Raw genomic sequence first — 16637 nt, 5'->3', positions numbered from 1 at the left:
TGGTTAATCAATCGTAAATTTCGCATTTTGCAACACATGGTTAACGCCCGCACGGATAGCGGAATCCGCCGGTTGAAAAGGGATACAGCCTTGTAAGGCTTGGTAAAAGAAAGGCGTTTCGTCTCAATCGAAATGCAGCTCTCGGGGTGGGAAGGCATGGCCGAAGCGATTCTCGCCAGCCGGGCCGGGAACAAAGCCGACCACAAAATAGAGCACCATCACCAGCGCCACGGGAATCCACAGCATTTGCGCCATGAGCGCGGGAGCAAATGTGGCTATCGCGAAGGTCAGCAGAATGCCTGCTGGCACAATAAGGAACCACTTGCCCGACAGGTCCATATCATGCAGGCGACGCACCGTGAGAGAAATTCCGAAAATAAAGGTCAGGGCAAACCACGCCTTCCAGATTTCCGAGAGCAGTGGCGCATTAAGGCCGATGAAATAGAATCCCGCCGTCATGAGCAGGGAAAACCCGATCCAGAGCCAGAATTCGGCCCGTCCGGCGCGTCCCTTGAAGTCAAGGCAATGGACAAGACTATGTTCAACAAGCTTCACGGCAGACATGGCACCAACCTTTGAAAGATCCAATCTGGTTTCCAACATGAGAGACTGCTCACCATGCCGCAAGACCGAGTGATTGCCCATTAGCAAATCTACCGGCTCACTGCAATCGCAAGCGGCCAGCGGCATCGATTCATCCGATTTCTTTGAAAACTCAACGAAGTGTGCAGCGGATAACCGCCCCTTCTGCCTCCATTGTTGCATTGACGGGAGGGGCGCAAACGTTGGATGCATAGAGATGAATATAGCGGATTGTACGGATATCCGTATTTTGCTCGGGAGCAAACCAGAGAGTGTCGACCATTTACATCACGCACCCTACCTTCATGAAGCACAAGACGCCTGAGGGCCATCCGGAACGTCCGGATCGGATGCGTGCGGTCAATATTGCTCTGGAGCATGAGAAATTCATCTATATGCCGCGTGAAGAGGCCCAGCTCGGGCGCCTCGAGGATATTCTTCGGTGCCATCCGCAAAGCGTCATTGATCATCTTGAGGAAAATTCCCCCAAAGAGGGACTGATTTCACTCGATGGAGACACGACGGTATCGCCTGAAACCATGACTGCGGCGCTCTATGCTGTTGGCGCTTCCACTCAGGCCATCGACGAGGTCATGCAAGGCAAGGTGAATAATGCCTTCTGCGGCATTCGCCCTCCGGGCCATCATGCCGAGCAGAACCGCTCCATGGGCTTTTGCTTTTTCAACAATGCAGCCATCGCGGCGCGCTACGCCCAGGAGCATTATGGAGCCGAGCATGTCGCCATTGTCGATTTCGACTTGCATCATGGCAACGGCACACAGGATATTTTCTGGGATGACCCCAGTGTGATGTATTGCTCGACCCACCAGATGCCGCTCTATCCGGGCACCGGAGCTTGGACGGAAACCGGCAAGGATGATCTTGGCAATATCGTCAATGCGCCCCTTGGTGCAGGGCAGGGGGCAGAGCAGATGCGGGACGCCTTTGAGTCGCGCCTTTTGCCCGCGCTTTATGATTTTAACCCCGATCTGGTGATTGTCTCCGCGGGGTTCGACGCCCATATCCGTGATCCATTGGGCGATCTGACCTGTACAGAGGCGGACTTTTCGTGGATGACCGGCAAATTGATGGATGTTGCAGATAAATGTTGCGACAACCGTCTGGTGTCTTTGCTGGAAGGGGGATACGACCTGACGGCGCTTGCCCGTTCGGTCGCCGTTCATGTGGACCGGCTTATGCACGGGTGACTCCGCGCCCGATCCCGGAGCTTCCGGTCCACTCGAAGGGAGGGTCCAATGGTGCCAGGCATTGGACCCTTTCCTTTTGCTCCATTGCAAAAGCGCAAAGGGCGATCACGGGACAATCATGTGACAAGCCCGTTCGACTTTAATCTCCTGAATGTCTGAAGGCTTTTGCATTGAGACATTTCCATGTAAAAGGGAATGAGCGACTCAATGGTCGCCTTCACCTGACCAATTTCTAGCCTTGCCAGAGGAAATCAATTCGCCATGTCAGACCTGTCCGAGCTCACCTTTGAAGCAGCCCTTGCCGAACTGGAACAGATCGTTCAGAGACTGGAACGGGGCGATGTGCCTTTGGAAAAATCCATTGAGGAATATGAGCGCGGCGAAGCGCTGAAGCGCCATTGCGATGCTTTGCTCAAAAAGGCCGAGGAAAAGGTGGAGAAAATCCGTCTGTCAGCAGAAGGGCAGGCTGCAGGGACCGAACCGCTCGACGTAGACTGAGCGATTTCGTTTCATCACAGGATCTGCTTTAGCTGCCTATCTGGAAGCGTCCGCATCATGCTTGGTGCCGGGCGCTTTGTTTTGCTGTGGCTTCTTGACGGGCATGAACAGCACGACCAATATGCCCGCGCCGCAGCTAACCACGCTTAGCACAAACCAGATGAGACCCGAACGGCCCTTGGCTTTGGCTGTGATGGCACCGATGACGCCAGCCAACAGTAAAACCTGTACGACAATCATCTCATAGCTGCCGATGTAGAACAGGCTTGGCATGGACATGGGGGCTCCTCATCGTCTTAAGCTGGCGCATCAATCAATCAGATCGCCTTGCTTTAACAAGTTTGAAGCCATAAGGCTATTGCTGAAGCGATATGGGACGTCATAAAAACGACTAAGCCCATCACGGGGAGGCCTGAGCGAAAGGCTTCATCAGCAAGGAATGGACAATGTCACCGATCAATAATGATGTTCATGGGAAGTCCTCATTGTGCCCCTGTGGTAGTGGCAAGGACTATGCAGAATGCTGTCAACCCTTCCATGATGGCACGGCGTTGCCCGAGCGGGCCGAAGCCTTGATGCGTTCGCGCTATTCCGCCTTTGCGCTTGAAAAGATACCCTATCTCAAAGACACGCTCTGGCCGAAATATCAGCCCGGCTTCGATCCCTTTGCTACAGCCAAATGGGCCGCCGAGAACCACTGGAGCGGTCTGACGATCCTGGCAACGGAAGCTGGTGACGCAAAGGACAGACGCGGCACTGTGCTGTTCGAGGCGCGCTATCTGGCTGGCGGTCAGCTGCACACCCATCGGGAGCTTAGCCTTTTCCGCAAAAAGGCTGGTCGCTGGTACTATGTCGAGGCCTTGCCTGAAGAGTGATGCCAGGCACTTCGCATCGGTCCAAGACATGGGTGCAGAGCATGGGATTAAAACTATTTTGCAAGTTTTGCAATTAGGTACTAGACGATCGGTCTAATTATTCCTATATGCTGCCTATGACGAAAAAAACAGAAAAAACACGCGAGCATATTCTGACCGTTGGCCGGCAGCTCATATCTGAGCTGGGGTTCAACGCGCTCGGCCTTGGGTTGCTGCTGAAGGAAGCCGAGGTTCCCAAAGGGTCTTTTTACTATTATTTCGCCAGCAAGGAAGATTTCGGCTGCAAACTGCTTGAGCAATATATCGCCTATTACCATGAACGCCTTGATGCGCTCTGGTCCAACGAGAAGCGATCCGGCAGGGAAAAGCTGATGGACTATTGGGACCAGTGGGTGGTCAATCAGTGCCCCGTCAATGCCCAGAATACCTGTCTTATCGTCAAGCTCGGGGCGGAAGTATCTGATATGTCAGAAGACATGCGGATAATTCTGGCCGATGGTGCTGCGTCCATCGTCAACCGTTTGGCAGAGCAGATAAAAGGGGGCATCAAAGATGGTTCCCTGTCGGCAAACATTCAGCCAGACCTTACGGCCTCCATGCTCTACCAAATGTGGCTTGGCGCCAGCCTCATGGCGAAATTGCAGCATTCGGCGAGCCCGCTTGTTCAGGCCAGAACCAACAGTGAAACCCTGCTGCCTGCCGCCTGAACCAAAAGCAACAAAACTTATCCGTACCTATATAGAGACGACACGCACGACACCTGGAAATATAAAACAAGACGACCGGTCTATTACTAAATGGTGTGGTGCGCACAGGAGAGAGACAAATGACACAGACAGCAACAACAAACCGCCAATTCATCCTTAATGAACGTCCCGTTGGAGCGCCGGACGAAAATACCCTGAAGCTGGTATCAAACGCCATTCCCGAGCCGGGAGAAGGCCAGATGCTCTTGCGCACGGTCTATCTTTCGCTAGACCCCTATATGCGCGGACGCATGAGTGCTGCCAAATCCTATGCTGATCCCGTTGAAGTCGGAGACCCCATGGTTGGTGGCACGGTTGCCCGTGTGGTCAAATCCAATCTGGATGGCTTTGCCGAAGGCGATTGGGTACTCTCATACAGCGGTTGGCAGGACTATGCCCTTTCTGATGGCACCATGGTCACCAACATGGGCACGAACCCGGAAGCGCCCTCTTGGGCTCTGGGTGCATTGGGCATGCCGGGCATGACCGCCTATACCGGCCTGCTGCAGATTGGTGATCCGAAGCCGGGCGAAACCGTTGTGGTCGCAGCTGCTACCGGTGGGGTGGGGGCCAATGTGGGCCAGATCGCCAAGATCAAGGGTGCGCGCGCTGTCGGTATCGCTGGTGGCAAGGAAAAATGCGACTACGCGGTGAAAGAACTGGGCTTTGATGCCTGTATCGACCGCAACGCCGATGACTTCGCCGAGCAGCTCGCCGCCGCTTGTCGGGACGGTATTGATGTCTATTTCGAGAATGTCGGTGGTGATGTGTTCAAGGCTGTGGTGCCTCTCTTGAACACCGGTGCGCGCATACCTCTTTGTGGCGTTATCGCTCAATATAACAGCACGAGCACTCCGGAAGGGCCGGATATGTCAGGCGCCCTGATGGCGCAATTTCTCACGCGCCGCGTCACCGTGCGTGGCTTTATTGTGTTTCAGGATTTCGGCCATCTCTATCCGGACTTTGCCGCCGATATGACCCGTTGGATCAAGGAAGGCAAGATCAAATATCGTGAACATTTGGTCGATGGGCTGGAACAGGCGCCGACTGCATTTCTCGACCTATTGGAAGGCCGCAACTTCGGCAAGATGGTCATCAAGGTTGGTGAGCACTCACTCTGAAAATAGAGATCAATCCTAGGTGAATCACTTAATTGATCCATGGCAACCCGACGGGAAAAATCTCGTCGGGTTTTTTGTGATCTCGGAAAATTGACCTGCTATTGGCCTAAAGTGTGAGGGAAATATGCGCAGTTGCTCAGTTCTCCGGCAAATTCGGGGACAGATATCCAAGGCTTGTCCGCATTTTTCGACATATTTGTGGGGATCACTCTTTCCGCTCTAGTCAGGTCAAATTTGTCATGAAACAGTTGCCAAGGCTGGTTAATGTTGCCCGCGCTTTTAAGGGTTCCGGTTTGCCGGAGTGAAGGCCCTGACGAAAGCTCCCCGAATGCAAGCAGCCGCTCCTGTTTTGGCTCACATGAAAATCGCAACAGGGCGGACATTTCGACTCTTTGAAACGGGCGAAGTGGAATCGGGGAGATCAATCATATTTTGGAGGTTTCTCTCATATGAAAAGTCTACTCACCGGTGTTGCTGCTCTGGCACTTTCCGCCGGCTTTGCTGGCGCTGCCCATGCAGACTACACGCTGAACATTCTTCATCTCAACGATGTGCATTCCCGCATCGAATCCATCACCAAATATGACAACACTTGCGATGCCAAGGGCGAAGAAGAAGGCAAGTGCTTTGGTGGTGTTGCGCGTGTTAAAAGCGAAGTGGAAAAACTTCGCGGCGAATTTGCCAAAGAGGGGGCCAATTCCCTTCTGTTGCATGCTGGTGACGAGTTCCAGGGCTCGCTTTTCTACTCCACCTATAAAGGGGAAGCAGCTGCTGAATTTGCCAACGCCATCGGCTATGACGTGATGGCCGTGGGCAACCATGAGTTTGATGATGGCCCGAAAGGTCTCGCAGATTTCCTCGCCAAAGTGGATTTCCCGATCATTTCCGGCAACATTGATGTGTCCAGCGAACCTCTGCTTCAGGGCAAGATCAAGGGCTATGTCGTCAAGGAAATCGGCGGCGAAAAAATTGGTATCGTATCCGTTCTGGCTGAAGACACGGCAGAAACCTCTTCTCCAGGCGATAAGGTTATCTTCTCTTCCTCTGAAGACTATCTCAAGCAGGCCGTTCAGGAACTGACCGATCAGGGCGTCAACAAGATCATCGCGCTCACTCACGAAGGTCTCGTCAAAGACATGGATCTGGCCTCCAAAGTGGCCGGTGTCGACGTGATCGTCGGTGGTCATTCCCATTCTCTGCTATCCAACACCAATGATAGAGCCGAAGGGCCTTATCCTGTCATGGTGAAGAACCCGGACGGCAAGGATATTCCGGTCGTTACCGCCTATGCCTACACCAAATATCTGGGCGATCTGACTGTAACCTTCGACGATGATGGCAATGTTGTTTCTGCAGAAGGCGAACCGATCCTTCTGGATGCATCAGTCACGCCGGATGAAGCTGTTCTGGCGCGCGTCAAGGAACTGGCCGCTCCGATCGCTGATCTGAAGGCAAAAGTCATTGGCTCTCTGGGCGCTGACATTGACGGGGCGCGCGAGAGCTGCCGTCAAAAGGAATGCGCCATGGGCGTGCTCGTGGCTGATGCCATGCTCGAGCGCGTGAAGGATCAGGGCGTTTCCATTGCCATTCAGAATGGTGGTGGTCTGCGTGCATCCATCAAGGGCGGCGAAGTCACCATGGGTGATGTGCTGACCGTTCTGCCCTTCCAGAACACGCTGGCAACCTTTGAACTCACCGGAGCTGACGTAAAAGCCGCTCTGGAAAACGGTCTTTCTCAGGTTGAAGAAACAGCCGGACGCTTCCCACAGGTCGCCGGTCTTAAATATAGCTGGTCTCGCAGCAAGCCTGCTGGCGAACGTCTGGTATCGGTTGAAGTCATGAAAGACGGTGCCTGGACACCAATCGAAGATGATGCCGTTTATGGTGTTGTCTCCAACAACTATATGCGTGCTGGCGGCGATGGCTATAAAGTCTTCAAAACCAACGGTAAAAACGCCTACGACTATGGGCCGAACCTTGAAGATGTGGTTGCAAACTATATTGCCGACCATCCAGACTTCGAAGTTGAACTTCCCGGTCGTATCACCGAAGTCGAGTAAGCCAATACGGTACGCTTTTGCGTGAATTACGCCGCCCGGCAGGAGGAAACCCTGCCGGGTATTTTTATGGGGTCGACACAAGTCGACTTGTTGGGGAGCCCCTTAAGTGAGACACTCATAACCGAAATCAGTGATATGCAAGGAGGAGCATTATGACTGTCGTGTACGGGCTTATTGTGGTTCTCATCACATTCTTGATGGCAAACGCAGTTTATAAAGTGATGGAGAAAATGAAAAAGTAAGCGTCCTTCGACCGGTTGGTCGCGCCCTTATTTTTGCTATGCTGCTGCCAGTCCTGCCAAAGGCCGACAGGGGCATCCTATATCTTTCCACCCTTCTTGTCCGAACAGCATGGCTTAAGCTTGTTCGTTCATTGAGTCTGTCTGTCCAACCTTGATGTTCCCTGCAAACCAATCCTGTTGTTACCAAGGGCTGGGAGAGGGAGAGAAGTGCGTTTTGTTGCAAGCTGATTGCAACAAAACCGCATAGATCACGGTCTATGCCCGTTCGTGAATGTGGACAATGCGCACCTGACACAAAAGTCGGTGAAGATCTTGCTAAAAACCGCATCAACAGCCGGTGTCGACCTTGATTATTTCATTTCTATGTCATACTTCTACCGCCACCAACGGAGTGTAGCTCAGCCTGGTAGAGCACTGCCTTCGGGAGGCAGGGGCCGGAGGTTCGAATCCTCTCACTCCGACCAACCTTTTCAATAGGTTAGGTCTTTCCCCTTCGGGTGAAAAACAAAAAACTCACCAAAAACTCACCAGAAATATTTCGTGCAAAAAAGCCTCATCTACGTGTGGTCGATTTTGTGTGGATAAATTTCTACATCCAACTATGTGCGGGGAATTGTTTTGGTGCTCGCAATGTCGATGTGTGGGTACCGCCGCCTCTGATTGGCGTTTCTTCGTCGGACTTGTGGCCTGCAGGTTCAAGCTCGGTAGTTACAGTATTGGCTAACCTCTGATACTCTCCGCTCTTCATCATGAATTCTGATCTGGTTCAGTATCTGGTCTAATTGCATAAAGAGCTTGCTATGATTGGTGAGATGATATATGTATTCTGCATGCATATAAATCTTGTCGCGAATAAAGTCGGTGCACTTGTTACGGCCTTGTCAGATGTCCTAACATCGCCGCAATATTCATCTTCGAGCGACGCTGCTTTGGTTACCTTGTTCCATCGTCAGCCGATCTCGGTCACGTCCCTTGCTCAGATTCTTGGGCTGACGCAGTCGGCAACGACACGCCTCGTCCAGAGATTGAAAAGTGAAAAGCTGATTCAACAGCAGGACATGTCAGGGCGAGAACGCTTGCTTTCGCTGTCAAAAGAGGGAGAGCAGATTGCTGCTGCACTCGGCAAATTTCGCCTCGACCGGATTGCCAAAATCCTTAGTCCTCTGTCCGATGATGATCGTCAGGCACTCGATCGGATTGTTTCTTCCCTCTTGATCAATCTCGTCGAGGACGAAACACATGCGCGCCACATGTGCCGCCATTGTGACCATGGAATTTGCCGGGGAGAGGCCTGTCCCGTTGGGTCAGAAATTCGCCGGAAAGAAAAAATGGAGAAGTCGCATGATTCTGAAGCATAACGGCAAATCACCCGTGATTGATCCTTCCTGTCGGATTGCGCCCAATGCCACGATTTGCGGCGATGTCACGCTAGGCGCCAACTGCTCAGTAGGGTTCGGGGCGGTCATCACCGCTGAAAGTGGTGCGGTCATTATTGAGGAAAATACCGTCATTATGGACACAGCCGTGATCAGGGGTGTACGCGACAACCCGGTCCGGATCGGGCGGAATGGTCTGGTCGGTCCGCGCGCCTATCTGACTGGCTGCTCGATTTCCGATGACGTCTTTCTGGCGACCGGTTGTACGGTGTTCAACGGGGCAAAAATTGAGGCGCAATGCGAAGTGCGTGTCAATGCTATTGTTCATCTCAGAACGAAACTTGAAAGAGGGACGGTGGTTCCTCTTGGCTGGATCGCGGTAGGTAATCCGGCTCGTATTTTGCCACCCGAGGAGCACGACACAATCTGGGAAATACAGAAGCCGCTCAACTTTCCCAATTACGTCTTCGGAGTGAAACGCCCCCAAGAGGGTGAGACAATCATGCCTGACGTCATGCCAAGATATGCCGCAGCACTCAAGCGCTGGCACGATCTTGATGTCGAAGATACTCAGCATCAAGCGTGATAGACCGCGAAGTCCGCAAGGAATGTACCTGCGGCTCTTCTCTGACCGTATCGGGAGCTAAGCCCGGAAATCAGCATAATGGGTTTCAAAGAAGCCGCGCATGGCGATGATGCCATCTTTGACAACCTGATCCCGGCCAAATCCGATGCGGAAGTGGTCTGCTGGCGTCTCGCCCAGATCTGAAGCGTAGATAGAGCTGGGCAATAGCAGGACGCCACTCTCATCCAGCAATATGCGGCAGAAGGCTTCCCCTCCCTCTGGCCCTGTGAAGCGTGGGAATGCCACACAGCCCCCCAGAGGGCGGGTCCACTCGATGAGGCCCGGATAGTCGGCAAAGAGCTGTTCCAGATCGGTGACGTTTCTTGCAACAAGCTGACGATTGCGCGTCAGGATCTGGTCTCTTGCCTTGAGGGCAATCAGCGCCAGTTGTTCTGAGGGAGCCGAATTGCAGATGGAAAGATAATGCTTATAGCGCTCGACTTTTTCCAATTGCGCCTTGTCCTGGCAAGCGATCCAGCCAATCCGCAAACCCGGCAGGCCGTAGGCTTTTGACATCACATTGAGTGAAATACCTTTTTCATAGAGATCGCAAACTTGTGGCAAACGATCTTCCGGATCCAGTTCCACACCACGATAAACCTCGTCGCTCAGAATCCAGATATCATGTTCTCGGCAGATTGCAATGATCGCCTCAAGGTCGGCACGGGGGATAATGAGGCCTGTCGGGTTGTGAGGAAAATTGAGCGAGAGCAGCTTGGTGTTCGGCCGGATCGCGTCACGCAAAGCATCCAGATCGAGGGCCCATCCGCCTTTCATAGTCCCTTGCTGCAAAGGCAGACCAGTAACCTTGCAAATGGAAAGCGGCACGGTCTCGGCGCTTTGATAATTGGGTGTCGGGACAATGGCGTGATCGTCTTTCCCCAATAATGTCTTGGCCACCATATAGAGGCCTTCACCGGCACCGGCCAGACAAAGGATATTCTCTGCAGTCATGCGCTCGTAGGTGTTGGCGATCTCGTCTCGCAGCTCCGGCGCGCCCCATGTCTGGGTATAGCCCAACCAGAGAGACTGGTAGGCCTCACGGTCTTCCGGGCTGGCCATCGCCAGCAGATCTGCAACAGACAGGCTCTCCATGTCTGATGCTGTCATGTGGTACTTCGCCTTGAATTCCCATTCAGAGAAAAAAACTTCCAAACTGAAATCACGCATGGAACGGGACAATGTCATGGCTGGCTCCTAGTGCTGCTCTGGTTAATCGAGAGGCAGCTTGTTCTTTTTAATGTGGGAGTAGAGGGTGGTGCGGGAGACGCCAAGGGCTTCGGCGACATAATCGACGGCACCGCGGGCCGAGAATATGTCAGCGCCGATCAAGCGCTCGACAATGAGGTCCCGATCTTGCTTCTTGAGCTGATTGAATGAGAGTTTCAGCTCCGTGAGCGTCGCCGAGATAATGGCATTGGCAACTTCGCGCCAGTCATTGCGCAGTAAATCCGAGGTTGGGGCGGGTTCGGTTTGGGTGAAGGCGGCCAACACATCGCGCGCCATTTCCAAGGCGTCCACCCGCATATTTATGCAGAGAAGGGCGACTGGATGGCCCTCATCATTGCGCAAAAGCGCAGAGACCGACCGCAAGCGGGTCCCGTCGGAGTTGGATTTCGTATAAGGCCCAATCGTATCATCGTCCCGTAATTCAGACTGGAAGTCTGCGATGTCGCTGAGGCTCTCATCTCCTGCTTGTCGAGGGGAAAAACTGTTCTCGATAAGAGCGATGCGGTTGGCTGTAAGGTCATGTAGCACGACCTCTACCTGTCCGGGGAGAAGGCGCACGAACGAGCGGCAAATGGGGGCAAGAAGGCTAAGCTGAAGCATCAAGAGATACGATCTGTACGATATGTTCAATTTTGAAAATATTGTACAGGTTCGGTAATGTCAAGCCGTTCGCCTGTTGTGCGTGCAACCTAACCAGAACCCGAACCCGAACCCTCTTCATGCAGTCTATTGCGATAGGGCCGTGGGGTCACGCATCAATCGACAGAGCAAGGATGCCGCTGATTTCGCTAAACGCATAGCCGCGCTCATCTCGCCATGCCGAGAAGGCATCTTGCACTTTTTGCAGCGCCTTTGGTGAAGTGGGGGATGTCTCAATCACATGTTCCGCGATGAGCCTCGCGATAACATCCTTGCCAAGCACGAAGCCGTCAACGCCCATGAAGCGCAGAAAATAACAGGCGGTTGGATAGCCCAAACGACTGCCGTTCTTTTTCAAGAGCATCAGGAGTTTTGAGAAGTTTTCAGATCCGAAAGCCGAAAAATAAGCCCCCAACGATGGGTACTCTTGCTCCAATCCGGTCAGGAAAGCCGCATTTTGGGGAATAGAGTGGAGCTTGACTTTGTTGCCGACAATATCAGTTCTATTGCCAATTGTTGTGAGGGGCTTATCTGTCAGCGAGCGGCAAAAACTGAGATCGAAGTCGTGGAATGCGGCTTCATAGGCCTGCCACTTGCCATCGATCAAGGACCAGTCCAGCCCTGCGCGAAATATGCAGCGTGTCATGCCAGCAAGCCATCGGTCATTTGATATCAAGGCCAGGTCGCTGGGCTCTTTGGGGTGGAACAGTCGGCTCTGGACCGTCTGCAAGCCTCCATGACGGTCGGCGGCAATATCTGTGATCTCGGCAATCGACTTCATCTCTTGACCTCATTTCACTCTCAACAACGCGCTGCCGAACAGCATCCACATTGAGGATATCACACGCTAGAGCGTCGGTGCGCCAGTAAGTCAATCTAACCTTTTGCAATTGTTGGGAAACCGTTTCTAACTTGCGCTAGTCAAAGCTAAAAATGGCATTGCCAAATGGTTTTAAATCTCAGGCGCCGCTTACTTGGTAGAGTTTTCGACTGAGCTGTTATCCGCAGCACAAAGCAGCCAGTTGCCAAGTATCTTCAGCTTTTTCCGCTGAGGGCGATAGAAAATCCAGTTACCAATGCGCTTGCTCGTAACAAGCTCCGCTTCCGCCAGTTTTTTCATATGCGCACTGACGGTTGGCTGGGTCAGTCCGATTTTTTCGGTGATAAAGCCAACGCAAACCCCATCGTCAACCAGGTCTCCGTCCTGCTGCTCTGGAAAATGAGCTCTCGGCTCAAGAAGCCACAGGAGAATGCGAAGTCTGACCGGGCTGGAAAGAGCCGCAAACATTTTGGCACTTGACTCGTCATTAATATTGTCGATTATCAATATAGATAACTTTCTATATAGGTTGGTGACGTATGACCGTATCTTTAACATCATTAGAACGTCAGGCCCTTGCTTTGCAAGAAGGAGCAAGCCGAGGCGCGAAATATCTTCGTCAGCTATCCAGCAGACATGTTCAGGCCAAAACAACAGGCCTTCACGCGCTTGACTTCGATCTGCCTACTACTGGCCAGCCCGTTAAAAGCATACTTGACCTGATGGAGATCATCGGGTCTGAGGGGACAATGGCGAGCGCTGCGGGACGGTATTTTGGTTATGTTGTGGGAGGGGCCCTGCCTGCTCCCAGCGCCGCGAGAGCTATGCTGACTGGGTGGGATCAGATTGCAGACAAGCCAACCGGCCCGTCCGTTGTCCAAATGGAAACGGTTGCTGTCCGCTGGGTTAAGGAGCTTTTGCGCCTGCCTAAAGAAACACAGGGTGCCTTTACAACTGGGGCGACGATTGCGAATGCTTCTTTGCTCATAACGGCACGGGACGTTCTGCTGGAACGTTTGGGACACAGGCGGGAACGAGGACTGATCGGTGCCCCCGATATTCGAATCGTGGCCAGTGCAGAGATCCATGCAACGGTCCTCAAGTCGCTGCGGATGATCGGTCTAGGCTCCGACAAGATTGAATTTGTCCCTGTTGATGATCAGGGGCGAATGATCCCATCGGCAATACCCATATTGGATGACCGCACGATGGTTTTGGCACAAGCAGGCAATGTCTGTTCGGGCGCCATGGATCCGGTCGCTGAAATTGCCGATTTGTTTGAGCCTGCTGGAGCTTGGCTTCACATCGACGGCGCTTTCGGTCTCTGGACGCGCGTTTCCAAGCAAATGGGCCATAACCTGGATGGGCTGGAGCGCGCTGACAGTTGGGTCGTTGATGCACACAAGACACTGAATGCTCCCTATGATTCCGGGATTGCACTATGTCGCCACCCGGACACCATGAGAGAGTCCATGGCCATCGGAGCTTCCTATCTGCCTCCTTCAGAGCCGGGGCCGTCCGACTTGGCTATGGAATTTAGCCGTTCGGCGCGTGGAGCTGAAACATATGCCGCTCTTCTCTCCCTTGGTCAGAATGGCCTTGTTGACATGATTGATCGATTTCACGCTCTAGCCAAGAAAGTGAAATTCGGCGTTGAGCGCATTGGTTTTCAAGTGCCGCATGATGTTCATTTCAATCAGGTTTTTGTGACACTTCCTGAGGATGAGGCGCTTTGTTCTGCTATCATCCATGAAGTACAGAATTCTGGCGAAGCCTGGTTTGGTGCCGCAGCGTGGCAGGGACGCTCGGGCTTCAGAATTAGCGTGTCGAATTGGGCCACGACAGAAGAAGATGTTGATCGCCTGCTTGCCGTTTTGGAAAAGGCATTGGTCAGGGCGAGGCAGAAAACCAGCTAGCACGTTTATAAAAATCAACCTCATGACATAGATATCCAGTTTCTGGATCGCCAATCGGAGTTATATATGCCGTTTCAATTTCCATCCTTCTTGCTTGCGTTGGTCGCTCTGGTCGCAGGCGCTTTGGTGTCTTTGCAAGCAGGGGCCAATGCAGAACTTGGTCGTGCACTGGGCCACCCACTTTGGGCAACCTTTGTTTCACTTGTTGTAAGCTTGATAGTAGCTATCCCAGTTCTTATTCTAGCGCACGCTCCAGCTCCAACAATTCCGCATCTTGGAGAAGTCCCATTCTGGGCTTGGCTTGGTGGGGTCGCCGGAACAATTTTTGTAACCTCAGCCCTGCTTTTGGTTCCTCGTATAGGAGCCACGAGCTTCATTGTTGCGGTCATTGCCGGTCAGATATGTGTCTCATTGCTCATGGATAAGTTCGGTCTTTTGAACCTGCCGGTCAAAGAAATCAGCTTTGGTCGTCTGGTGGGAGTATGTCTTGTTATATCTGGCATGTTGACCGTTCAGTGGTTCTCGCCCACAGCAGAAAAAAGTGAAGGAGCAGATCTCCTGTCTCCAAGGGCTGAAGAACCTATCAGCTAAGTACCTAACCTTAACTTGAGCATTCGAGAATAAGAGAGTTGGGCGTTTGTTGTTGCTGAAAAAGCGGAGCCTGACTTGACCGGTTCATATCTGTGATAACAACCGAAAAGCCAATCACCAATCTATCCTCTCCTGTAGATCTTTCTCCTGCCCCTTTCCGAGCACGAGTGCCTTCCTGAACGAGGGGAGTTGGGGTACAGATCACGTGAGAGGCAGAAATCGGCACAGATGCAGGTGCTGCATGTGCGAAGCGGTCTTCAAACAAGCAAAGGATTGCAGCGCAATTTGGAACTGCGCTGCAAAGGCTTTTGATATGGGAACTGTTATGACCAGTTTCCGACCAGTTCGACATAGCCAAAGCCAGTAACGGATTTGCCCTGCCAGGTGCCAGTAACCCTGCTGGCACCTTCATATTTACTCAACACCGGTGCCTCTTTGGAAACCACTTCCTGTTTCAGCGGGCGAGGGGCTACGTCCAGAACAGCATCCATTTCCGGAATGCGAACAGTCCAGTGGGTTGGATAGCGATAGTTGGTGACGTCGCTTTTCCATTCCCCTGTTGCGCCCAGTGTGGGATCAACGGGGATGACCATCTGGGTGCCGTCGGCCTTGAGCAGAGTGGCCCACGCGCGGGGGCTGCCGCCTGGCTGCATCGGGCAGGACCAGACGCTTAGCGCCTCGCCGGTATCGAGTGTCATTCCGATCCAGCTCCATTTCAGTTTGCTGACAGGAACCTTGGATAGAAGCTGCCACTGGCGATCAAACCAGCTTGTGCCTTCCACTTCATAGCTTTTGCCTTCGATCTCGATGGTTCCTGAGGTGGCGAGGCGAGGGATCGAATATTGATGGATATGCATATCCATGCCGGTAAATTCGCCCACACCGGCATTGTAGATGACCGGCCCGGGCGCCGCGATATGCAGGGCAATCTTGCCGCTGCCGTCTCCAAGGGTGGCTTCCAGATCGATGTTGCCCAATGTGCCCCGAATGAAACCGTTTGGCATCTTGATGTCGAAACCTTCTTTGACCTCGGCCTTCCTCAGCGGCATGATGCGATCATCTGCCTTGTACCAGCCGGTCGTCTCGTTGGAGATGGCCACGATCAGCTGAACCGCATCGCCTATTTCCGGCAGCGGGATGATCATCGCATGGAACAGATAGTTTATGGTCTCCCCGTTGACCTCATATTGTCCGAAGTAAAACCACGAGTCATTTTCATAATCGGGCTTCCAGACAAGGTCTGTAGCGGCATCGAGAAGAGGGCCGGGACCATCCAAAGGAAGAGAAGGGGACTGCGGGGTCATTTCTGCTGAAGGCATGTGTCATCTCCTTTGATTTGTACAACCGACTTGACTTTTCAACCGGTCACTATGGCCGTTTCTCTCGGTTGTCATTCCTTCCGGGAAACAAGGGGCAGCGTCACGTTTCTGCGCACGGCATCCTTGATGGCGCGCGCCTGTTCCGGGCCTATGGTTTCCCATTTCATATGTTTCAGGATCAGGGATCGTGCAGGGCGGAAGGCGAGAACCTGACCGATCAGGATGGTCGTCGTCAGCCTGTTGTCCGTTTCGCTGCTGTCGGGGCGCAGTCGGGAGACAAGATCTAGAAGACATGCGAAATGCGGCGCGACAAAATTCTCGAAAACCCGCTCATGGGCAGCACTGTCCTCCTGCTGTTCCTGCAAGATGACGCAAACCCATGTCTCAAGCTCTGGCTCGATCAGCACGTCGACAAGGTTGTCAATCATCTCGCCGATGGCAAGAGAGCAGATGGTCCGCTCTTCCGGGGTGCCTTCTGACGCCTGTAGGCCATGCACCGTATCCTTGGATGGCATCAGTCGCGCAGAAAGCTGAGCTTCAACATAATCCAGAACGGCTGAGTAAAGCCCTTCCTTGCCGCCAAAGTGGAAGCCGATCAGTGCCTGATTGACACCGGCAGCGCTCGCTAACTCTCGAGTGCTGGTGAGGTGAAACCCCTTTTGTCCGAACAGCAGACATCCTGCTTCGATGAGGGCTTGTCGGGTGAGCTGGCCGCGTTGGCTGGTATCTTGTCTCTGTTCCATGGTTGGTTATGTAAACTTAACCAAGTGAATAAGTCAAGTGAATTAA

General features: G+C 52.9%; 19 protein-coding genes and 1 tRNA gene. 11 read left to right on the top strand and 9 right to left on the bottom strand.

Translation table 11 applies throughout. The features are described from left to right. Positions 1-123: 123 nt before the first annotated feature. A complete protein-coding gene (locus ACKPCT_RS10805) occupies positions 124-690 on the bottom strand; it encodes a DUF805 domain-containing protein (protein ID WP_319569195.1) in 567 nt (188 codons plus the stop codon). Positions 691-715: 25 nt separating this feature from the next. Continuing rightward, a complete protein-coding gene (locus ACKPCT_RS10800) occupies positions 716-865 on the bottom strand; it encodes a hypothetical protein (protein ID WP_175527965.1) in 150 nt (49 codons plus the stop codon). Between ACKPCT_RS10800 and ACKPCT_RS10795 the strand changes: the two genes are divergently transcribed. Further along, positions 855-1790 (top strand): histone deacetylase family protein, encoded by a 936-nt coding sequence (locus ACKPCT_RS10795; RefSeq protein WP_090070537.1) that lies wholly within the window; start codon positions 855-857, stop codon positions 1788-1790. The genes ACKPCT_RS10800 and ACKPCT_RS10795 overlap by 11 nt on opposite strands. 261 nt (positions 1791-2051) lie before the next feature. Then, positions 2052-2288, top strand: coding sequence for an exodeoxyribonuclease VII small subunit (locus tag ACKPCT_RS10790; protein WP_090070535.1), 237 nt, complete (start codon positions 2052-2054; stop codon positions 2286-2288). 36 nt (positions 2289-2324) lie between these two features. Here ACKPCT_RS10790 and ACKPCT_RS10785 read toward each other — a convergent pair whose 3' ends face one another. Continuing rightward, a complete protein-coding gene (locus tag ACKPCT_RS10785; protein WP_090070533.1) occupies positions 2325-2567 on the bottom strand; it encodes a hypothetical protein in 243 nt (80 codons plus the stop codon). Positions 2568-2734: 167 nt separating this feature from the next. Between ACKPCT_RS10785 and ACKPCT_RS10780 the strand changes: the two genes are divergently transcribed. The 7 genes from ACKPCT_RS10780 to ACKPCT_RS10750 all read left to right on the top strand — a co-directional run bounded on the left by ACKPCT_RS10780 (position 2735) and on the right by ACKPCT_RS10750 (position 9294). Continuing rightward, on the top strand, positions 2735-3163 hold the full coding sequence (locus ACKPCT_RS10780) for a YchJ family protein (protein WP_319569194.1): 429 nt from the start codon (positions 2735-2737) through the stop codon (positions 3161-3163). A 116-nt stretch (positions 3164-3279) separates the two neighbouring features. Then, the gene (locus ACKPCT_RS10775; protein WP_319569193.1) at positions 3280-3870 is read left to right on the top strand and encodes a TetR/AcrR family transcriptional regulator; all 591 of its coding nucleotides are present in this window, start codon (positions 3280-3282) and stop codon (positions 3868-3870) included. Between the two features lie 119 nt (positions 3871-3989). Continuing rightward, positions 3990-5030: an NADP-dependent oxidoreductase gene (locus ACKPCT_RS10770; RefSeq protein ID WP_319569192.1), complete on the top strand. Its 1041-nt coding sequence runs from the start codon at positions 3990-3992 to the stop codon at positions 5028-5030. A gap of 449 nt (positions 5031-5479) precedes the next feature. Continuing rightward, the gene (locus ACKPCT_RS10765; protein ID WP_319569191.1) at positions 5480-7090 is read left to right on the top strand and encodes a bifunctional metallophosphatase/5'-nucleotidase; all 1611 of its coding nucleotides are present in this window, start codon (positions 5480-5482) and stop codon (positions 7088-7090) included. 629 nt (positions 7091-7719) lie between these two features. Beyond that, positions 7720-7796: transfer RNA gene (locus ACKPCT_RS10760), tRNA-Pro, on the top strand. Between the two features lie 336 nt (positions 7797-8132). Beyond that, entirely contained in the window at positions 8133-8690 is a 558-nt protein-coding gene (locus ACKPCT_RS10755) for a MarR family winged helix-turn-helix transcriptional regulator (protein WP_090067591.1), read from the top strand. Next, positions 8674-9294 carry a gamma carbonic anhydrase family protein gene (locus ACKPCT_RS10750; protein ID WP_319569190.1) on the top strand — a complete coding sequence of 207 codons (621 nt, stop codon included), beginning with the start codon at positions 8674-8676 and terminating at the stop codon, positions 9292-9294. The genes ACKPCT_RS10755 and ACKPCT_RS10750 overlap by 17 nt, the downstream gene beginning before the upstream one ends. A 57-nt stretch (positions 9295-9351) precedes the next feature. Here the strand turns inward: ACKPCT_RS10750 and ACKPCT_RS10745 are convergent, their stop codons facing one another. From ACKPCT_RS10745 to ACKPCT_RS10730, 4 genes are all read right to left on the bottom strand, one after another. Next, positions 9352-10521: an aminotransferase class I/II-fold pyridoxal phosphate-dependent enzyme gene (locus ACKPCT_RS10745; protein ID WP_319569189.1), complete on the bottom strand. Its 1170-nt coding sequence runs from the start codon at positions 10519-10521 to the stop codon at positions 9352-9354. A 24-nt stretch (positions 10522-10545) separates the two neighbouring features. After that, entirely contained in the window at positions 10546-11163 is a 618-nt protein-coding gene (locus tag ACKPCT_RS10740; protein WP_090067595.1) for a helix-turn-helix transcriptional regulator, read from the bottom strand. Positions 11164-11311: 148 nt separating this feature from the next. After that, positions 11312-11809, bottom strand: a complete 498-nt coding sequence (locus ACKPCT_RS10735) for a DNA-3-methyladenine glycosylase I (protein WP_407652467.1) — start codon at positions 11807-11809, stop codon at positions 11312-11314. A 363-nt stretch (positions 11810-12172) separates the two neighbouring features. Then, on the bottom strand, positions 12173-12676 hold the full coding sequence (locus tag ACKPCT_RS10730) for an ArsR/SmtB family transcription factor (RefSeq protein ID WP_319569188.1): 504 nt from the start codon (positions 12674-12676) through the stop codon (positions 12173-12175). 95 nt (positions 12677-12771) lie between these two features. Here ACKPCT_RS10730 and ACKPCT_RS10725 point away from each other — a divergent pair, with 95 nt between their 5' ends. Next, positions 12772-13938, top strand: a complete 1167-nt coding sequence (locus tag ACKPCT_RS10725; RefSeq protein ID WP_319569187.1) for a pyridoxal phosphate-dependent decarboxylase family protein — start codon at positions 12772-12774, stop codon at positions 13936-13938. A gap of 66 nt (positions 13939-14004) precedes the next feature. Then, positions 14005-14529, top strand: a complete 525-nt coding sequence (locus ACKPCT_RS10720) for a DMT family transporter (RefSeq protein ID WP_090067604.1) — start codon at positions 14005-14007, stop codon at positions 14527-14529. 323 nt (positions 14530-14852) lie between these two features. On the opposite strand, the gene ACKPCT_RS10715 is transcribed toward ACKPCT_RS10720, so the two are convergent. Further along, positions 14853-15848 (bottom strand): lipocalin family protein, encoded by a 996-nt coding sequence (locus ACKPCT_RS10715; protein WP_319569186.1) that lies wholly within the window; start codon positions 15846-15848, stop codon positions 14853-14855. A 71-nt stretch (positions 15849-15919) separates the two neighbouring features. Beyond that, on the bottom strand, positions 15920-16591 hold the full coding sequence (locus ACKPCT_RS10710; protein WP_090067609.1) for a CerR family C-terminal domain-containing protein: 672 nt from the start codon (positions 16589-16591) through the stop codon (positions 15920-15922). Positions 16592-16637: the final 46 nt, after the last annotated feature.

Origin of the sequence: Cohaesibacter marisflavi (assembly GCF_963665895.2) — a bacterium.
Lineage (GTDB): Bacteria > Pseudomonadota > Alphaproteobacteria > Rhizobiales > Cohaesibacteraceae > Cohaesibacter > Cohaesibacter marisflavi.
This window is presented reverse-complemented; position numbering and strand designations above follow the sequence as displayed.

Excerpts from the sequence above, each read along its gene's own strand:
- ACKPCT_RS10800 (WP_175527965.1), bottom strand. The coding sequence starts at position 865 with ATGGTCGACACTCTCTGGTTTGCTCCCGAGCAAAATACGGATATCCGT.
- ACKPCT_RS10710 (WP_090067609.1), bottom strand. The coding sequence starts at position 16,591 with ATGGAACAGAGACAAGATACCAGCCAACGCGGCCAGCTCACCCGACAA.
- ACKPCT_RS10765 (WP_319569191.1), top strand. The coding sequence starts at position 5,480 with ATGAAAAGTCTACTCACCGGTGTTGCTGCTCTGGCACTTTCCGCCGGC.
- ACKPCT_RS10715 (WP_319569186.1), bottom strand. The coding sequence starts at position 15,848 with ATGCCTTCAGCAGAAATGACCCCGCAGTCCCCTTCTCTTCCTTTGGAT.
- ACKPCT_RS10770 (WP_319569192.1), top strand. The coding sequence starts at position 3,990 with ATGACACAGACAGCAACAACAAACCGCCAATTCATCCTTAATGAACGT.
- ACKPCT_RS10805 (WP_319569195.1), bottom strand. The coding sequence starts at position 690 with ATGCCGCTGGCCGCTTGCGATTGCAGTGAGCCGGTAGATTTGCTAATG.
- ACKPCT_RS10790 (WP_090070535.1), top strand. The coding sequence starts at position 2,052 with ATGTCAGACCTGTCCGAGCTCACCTTTGAAGCAGCCCTTGCCGAACTG.
- ACKPCT_RS10720 (WP_090067604.1), top strand. The coding sequence starts at position 14,005 with ATGCCGTTTCAATTTCCATCCTTCTTGCTTGCGTTGGTCGCTCTGGTC.
- ACKPCT_RS10740 (WP_090067595.1), bottom strand. The coding sequence starts at position 11,163 with ATGCTTCAGCTTAGCCTTCTTGCCCCCATTTGCCGCTCGTTCGTGCGC.
- ACKPCT_RS10725 (WP_319569187.1), top strand. The coding sequence starts at position 12,772 with ATGGCGAGCGCTGCGGGACGGTATTTTGGTTATGTTGTGGGAGGGGCC.
- ACKPCT_RS10745 (WP_319569189.1), bottom strand. The coding sequence starts at position 10,521 with ATGACATTGTCCCGTTCCATGCGTGATTTCAGTTTGGAAGTTTTTTTC.
- ACKPCT_RS10780 (WP_319569194.1), top strand. The coding sequence starts at position 2,735 with ATGTCACCGATCAATAATGATGTTCATGGGAAGTCCTCATTGTGCCCC.
- ACKPCT_RS10775 (WP_319569193.1), top strand. The coding sequence starts at position 3,280 with ATGACGAAAAAAACAGAAAAAACACGCGAGCATATTCTGACCGTTGGC.
- ACKPCT_RS10750 (WP_319569190.1), top strand. The coding sequence starts at position 8,674 with ATGATTCTGAAGCATAACGGCAAATCACCCGTGATTGATCCTTCCTGT.
- ACKPCT_RS10785 (WP_090070533.1), bottom strand. The coding sequence starts at position 2,567 with ATGTCCATGCCAAGCCTGTTCTACATCGGCAGCTATGAGATGATTGTC.
- ACKPCT_RS10755 (WP_090067591.1), top strand. The coding sequence starts at position 8,133 with ATGATTGGTGAGATGATATATGTATTCTGCATGCATATAAATCTTGTC.